We start from the raw sequence: 6,000 nt of genomic DNA, 5'->3' as shown, positions 1-6,000 counted from the left end.
TGATTTATGTCACTTTACCCTGACCCCCTCTACCAATAATTATATTTCTCTCTACCTTTTATTCTTAATATGATTAATCAATCCATCAGCCTTGATAATCTGTTGCATGAATTCTGGGAAAGCTTCTCCCTGATATGATTTATTCTTAGTTACATTAACTATCATACCCGTATCAAAATCAACTTCAACTTCGTCTCCAGCTTCTATACCCTTAACAGCTTCATCACATTCAAGTATTGGAAGTCCTATATTGATTGAATTCCTATAGAATATTCTTGCAAAAGTACTTGCTATAACACAAGATATACCTGCTGCTTTTATTGATATTGGTGCATGTTCTCTAGAAGAACCACATCCAAAATTCTTATTAGCAACCATGATGTCGCCTTCTTTAACATTATTCACAAAATCCCCATCAATATCTTCCATACAATGAGCCGCTAATTCTTTTGGCTCAGTTGTGTTTAGATATCTTGCAGGAATTATTACATCTGTATCTACATTATCGCCGTATTTAAAAACTTTACCTTTAGCCTTCATCTAATCACCTCTACACATTTATTATTATTTTTATTCTTAATATCCTGATTAATCTAATATATTATTTATAATGCATATCAAAATCCAGTTATTATCCTATAATTCTTCTGGTCCTGCGATTCTTCCAAGAACAGCTGATGCTACTGCAACTACTGGGCTTGCAAGATATACTTCTGATTCTACATGACCCATTCTACCAACAAAGTTTCTATTAGTAGTAGCTACTGCTCTTTCACCTTTTGCAAGAATACCCATATGTCCACCAAGACATGGTCCGCAAGTTGGAGTACTAACTATAGCTCCTGCTTCTATAAATATTCTGAGTAACCCTTCTTCCATTGCTTGAAGATATATTTTTTGTGTAGCAGGGAATACAATAGTTCTGATACCTTTTGCTACTTTTCTACCTTTTAATAAATTAGCTGCTGCTCGTAAATCTTCAATTCTACCATTAGTACATGAACCAATGACAACTTGGTCAATCTTAATCTCTCCAACTTCATCAATAGTACGTGTATTATCTGGAAGATGTGGAAAAGCTACTGTAGGTCTAAGTTCATTTAATTTTATTTCATATACATTATCATACTCTGCATCTTCGTCTGCTTCATATACTTTATATTCTTTACTTGAATGATCCTTAACATACTCTAGTGTTTTTTCATCAACTGGGAAGATTCCGTTCTTTCCACCAGCTTCAATAGCCATGTTAGCCATAGTGAATCTATCATCCATTGAAAGATAATCTAGTCCATCACCAACAAATTCCATAGATTTATAAAGAGCACCGTCTACACCGATAAGACCGATAATGTGTAATATGATATCTTTACCACTTACCCACTTTGCTGGTTTACCAGTTAATACGAATTTCAAGGCTGAAGGAACTTTGAACCAACATTTTCCTGTAGCCATTCCTGCTGCCATATCTGTACTTCCAATACCTGTTGAGAAAGCACCAAGCGCTCCATAAGTACAAGTATGTGAATCTGCACCTATTACAACATGACCTGGAACAACTAATCCTTTTTCTGGAATCAATGCATGCTCTATTCCCATTTCTCCAACTTCAAAATAATTCTCTACTTCTTTAGCAAGAGCAAATTCTCTTACACATTTACATTGCTCTGCCGCTTTTATATCTTTGTTAGGTGTAAAGTGGTCAGGTACTATTGCAACCTTACTTTTATCAAAAACCTTATCCACGCCAATTTTTTTGAATTCATTTATTGCAACAGGTGTTGTAATATCATTTCCAAGTACTAAGTCAAGATCAGCTTCTATTAATTGCCCCGCCTTTACTTCTTCTAGACCAGCATGAGCAGCTAAGATCTTTTGAGTCATTGTCATTCCCATATATATTGTCCTCCTTTAATATATCTATTTCACTGTGATTTTTTTACTATTCGGTTAATTTATTAGTTACCACTATTATTTATTATGTTATAACTCTTTATTAATTATTTTTATATATAAGCTTTAATCTTTTTCTTAAGCTCTCTAAGTAACTTAACTTCAATAGAATCAATCAAAGCTATTAAACTTGCATTAATAATATCTGTTGAAACACCAACTGTGGACCATTCATGTACACCATCTGTAGAAGATATAAGCACTCTAACTTTTGCTGCAGTAGCCTCTTTTGTATCAAGCACCCTTACTTTATAATCAGTTAAATGGACTTTTTTAAGTTCTGGATAGAATACTTCCAAAGCCTGTCTTAGCGCTTTATCTAAGGCATTTACAGGTCCATCACCTTCCGCAGCAGCAATTTTAATCTTATCATCAACATTAACTTTTACCATTGCAAAAGCAGTTAGTTTCCCATTATCATTAGGCTTCTCACCTATAGTCTTAAAATTTTCTAACTTGAAGAATGGTTTATATTTCCCCAAATTCTTTCTTATAATTAATTCAAATGTACTTTCTGCACCTTCAAATTGATAGCCTTCATGCTCTAATTCTTTTAATCTATCCATTATCTGTATTGTTTCTGGTGAATCTTTCTTAACATCTGGAGCAACTTTTTGTATTTTCTTGAGAATAGTACTTCTACCAGCTACTTCTGACATTAAGAATCTTCTTTCATTTCCAACAATCTCAGGATTGATATGTTCAAATGATTTAGATGCCTTGTTGACGCCATCAATATGCATTCCACCTTTGTGAGTGAAAGCTGCTCTACCAACATAAGGTTCTTTATCATCTAAGGAAACGTTAGCAATTTCAGCCACTTTTCTAGCTATATCAGTTATCAACTCTAGTTTTTCCTTACTGATACATTCATATTCTTTTTTAACCTGTAGATTAGCGATAACTGTTGATAAATTAGCATTGCCACATCGTTCTCCAAAACCTATATATGTTCCTTGAACCTGCGTAGCTCCTGCAAAAACTGCCATTACAGTATTTGCAACTGCCATACCACAATCGTTATGACAATGAATACCTACTTCTGCCTTATATTTATCCACAACCAATTTGGTGACATCATAGATATCATTAGGCATACAACCGCCATTAGTATCGCAAAGAACTATACTATCAGCTCCACCATCAATTGCTGTCTGTAAGGTTTGCATAGCATATTTCGGATTAGCTTTATATCCATCAAAGAAATGTTCAGCATCATAAACAACCTCTTTGCCTTTTTCTTTGAAGAAAGCTATCGTATCTTTAATCATATTTAGATTCTCTTGGAGAGTAGTACTTATAATATCTGTGACGTGGAAATCCCAACTCTTACCAAATATTGCTACTACTGGAGAATTAGCTAAAAGTAGTGATTTAACATTTGCATCATCTTCAACTTTAATGTTTCTACGCCTTGTACTTCCAAATGCAGTTAATTTAGTGTTATTTAATTCGATTCCTTTAACACGTTCAAAAAATTCCAAATCCTTAGGGTTTGATCCTGGGTTGCCTGCTTCAATGTAGGAAACACCTAGTTCGTCAAGAGCTTTTACTATCTTTAATTTATCTTCAACTGAAAATGAAATCCCTTCAGCTTGAGCACCATCCCTAAGGGTGGAATCGTAGATTTTTATGTTTTTTTCCAACTGATATTCCCTCCTATATAATAGACAACTTAATACAATTTTTGAATTAATCATATTAGTGCATTTCAAACAACTTCATCAAATAATTCACGTTTGTTTTTGTATGTTTTGCACAATTTCACTGGCAATTTTTTTAGTAAAAAGGTCGGTTAATAAACCGACCCAATATTAATGTTTATTAATTACTTCATCCAGCTCATCATTTTTCTAAGTTCTTTACCAACTTTTTCGATTTGATGATCTGCTTCTATTCTTCTTCTAGATCTAAATGCTGGACGATTAGCTTTGTTTTCTAATATCCAATTTCTTGCAAAAGTACCATCTTGAATTTCTGCAAGTACTTTTTTCATTTCTTTCTTGCTATCTTTATTTATTATTCTCTTACCAACTGAGTAATCTCCATATTCAGCAGTATCACTGATTGAATATCTCATATATGATAATCCGCCTTCATTGATAAGGTCAACAATAAGTTTCATTTCATGACAACATTCAAAATATGCACTTTCTGGTTGGTATCCAGCTTCAACAAGTGTTTCAAAACCAGCTTTTATAAGTTCTGATACTCCTCCACAAAGTACTGCTTGTTCTCCAAATAAATCTGTTTCAGTTTCTTCCTTGAAAGTTGTTTCAAGAATACCAGCTCTTGCTCCACCAATACCAGCTGCATAAGCAAGTGCTAAGTCTTTAGCTCCATTAGCATCTTGATATACTGCGATAAGACAAGGAACTCCTTTTCCTTCTACATATTGGCTTCTAACTGTATGTCCTGGTCCTTTTGGAGCTACCATGAAAACATTAACGTCTGCTGGAGGAACGATTTGTCCGTAATGGATATTGAAACCATGAGCAAATACTAATGAGTTTCCAGCTTCTAAGTTAGATTCAATACTTTCTGTATATAAATCACCTTGTGTTTCATCATTTATTAGAATCATGATAATATCAGCTTGTTTTGCAGCTTCAGCAGCTACAGTTACTTTTAAACCAGCATCTTCAGCCTTTTTCCATGATTTACTTCCTTCATATAAACCAACTACTACATTTACACCTGATTCGTGAAGATTCAGTGCATGAGCATGACCTTGACTTCCGTATCCTATTATCGCTACAGTTTTTCCTTCTAATAATGCTAAGTTACAATCCTTTTCATAAAACATTTTTGCCATTTTTATTTCCTCCTGTTTTTTCTTTATTTAAGTTAGGGATGGGTTAAAATAACTCTCTCAATGATAAATGATATTTTAGCCTTTACCTTAGCTAATCAATGTATTGTTTTATTTCTTTGCTGCCTCGTTCAAGTGCTGTAAGTCCAGTTCTAACTATTTCTTTCACTCCATATGGTTCTACTAAGTCAAGAAATGCCTTTACTTTATTTTGGTCTCCTGTTATTTCAACCGTCAGCGTTTCACTTGAAACATCTATTATGTTAGCTCTAAAGATACCAGCTATTTCTATGATAGCCGCTCTGCTTTCATCCTTAGCAGATATTTTAATAAGAGCCAACTCTCTATATACGGATTCTTCTGGTTTCAGTTCTATTATATGTATAACATCAACTAATTTATTTAGTTGTTTTGTTATCTGATCAATAATTAAATCATTACCTCTAGCTACAATTGTCATTCTAGAAAATTCTGGATTCTCAGTTACTCCAACAGATAAACTGTCAATATTGTACCCTCTTCTACTAAATAGTCCAGCGACTCGACTTAACACCCCAGAATGGTTTGTAACTAAAACTGATAATACATGTCTATTCATAATTATTCCTCCTTCCAGATTTTATATGTTTACTAAGCAATCAATTTCATCATTTCACCAAATCAATGTACTAAATAATTAAAATAAACTACCACATTTTTCATGAAAGTTTTCCTCTTGTACATTTCATTATCACTAGTAACATAATTAATTTTATATATAAAAACGCCCCTACAGAATAAACTGTAGGGACGAGGAAACCACGCGATACCACCCTAATTGTCTTATAACTAAAAGACCACTCTAAACAGATTCTAACAAACCCTAGCCTATAACGGGGCTCCCCGGTAACCACCTACTTAATTTCAATGATCCTGCTCAAGAGTGATGTATATTTTTGCAGTAGTACTGATTCTCACCATCCATCAGCTCTCTACAACTACATATGCAAATCATACGTCTCTATCACTGCATTTATCTGACAATTCGCTTTCAATTGATAGTATTATACCAAGATAAAACATCCGTGTCAAGCGTTTAAGGACGTTTTTTTATATTTATTTTTAAAAACGCCATGGTAATTTATGCTTTTTAATGAATAATTATAAATATAGGATAACTTTTTAGTTATCCTATTTCTTTTTTATCCCTAGTACAAATAAATGCACATAATTATTCTTTAATTTAGATCAACTTC

At 33.5% G+C, this 6,000-nt stretch carries 5 protein-coding genes and 1 other annotated feature; all 5 genes read right to left on the bottom strand.

Annotated elements, in window-relative coordinates; translation table 11 throughout:
• Positions 1-51: 51 nt before the first annotated feature.
• The 5 genes from leuD to ilvN all read right to left on the bottom strand — a co-directional run bounded on the left by leuD (position 52) and on the right by ilvN (position 5,363).
• Positions 52-540 carry a 3-isopropylmalate dehydratase small subunit gene (gene leuD, locus ACX6CF_RS25505; protein ID WP_458788206.1) on the bottom strand — a complete coding sequence of 163 codons (489 nt, stop codon included), beginning with the start codon at positions 538-540 and terminating at the stop codon, positions 52-54.
• Between the two features lie 96 nt (positions 541-636).
• A complete protein-coding gene (leuC, locus tag ACX6CF_RS25500) occupies positions 637-1,896 on the bottom strand; it encodes a 3-isopropylmalate dehydratase large subunit (RefSeq protein ID WP_458788205.1) in 1,260 nt (419 codons plus the stop codon).
• 110 nt (positions 1,897-2,006) lie between these two features.
• On the bottom strand, positions 2,007-3,599 hold the full coding sequence (gene cimA / locus ACX6CF_RS25495; protein ID WP_458788204.1) for a citramalate synthase: 1,593 nt from the start codon (positions 3,597-3,599) through the stop codon (positions 2,007-2,009).
• Positions 3,600-3,781: 182 nt separating this feature from the next.
• Positions 3,782-4,768 (bottom strand): ketol-acid reductoisomerase, encoded by a 987-nt coding sequence (gene ilvC, locus ACX6CF_RS25490; protein ID WP_458788203.1) that lies wholly within the window; start codon positions 4,766-4,768, stop codon positions 3,782-3,784.
• A gap of 91 nt (positions 4,769-4,859) precedes the next feature.
• Complete coding sequence (gene ilvN, locus ACX6CF_RS25485) at positions 4,860-5,363, bottom strand: acetolactate synthase small subunit (protein ID WP_458788202.1); 504 nt, start codon at positions 5,361-5,363, stop codon at positions 4,860-4,862.
• A 184-nt stretch (positions 5,364-5,547) separates the two neighbouring features.
• Positions 5,548-5,781 (bottom strand) — a binding site (T-box leader).
• Positions 5,782-6,000 lie beyond the last annotated feature (219 nt).

The organism is Vallitalea sediminicola, assembly GCF_054408565.1.
The sequence above is the reverse complement of the archived record's forward strand: the minus strand, read 5'-3'. Positions and strand labels throughout refer to the sequence as shown.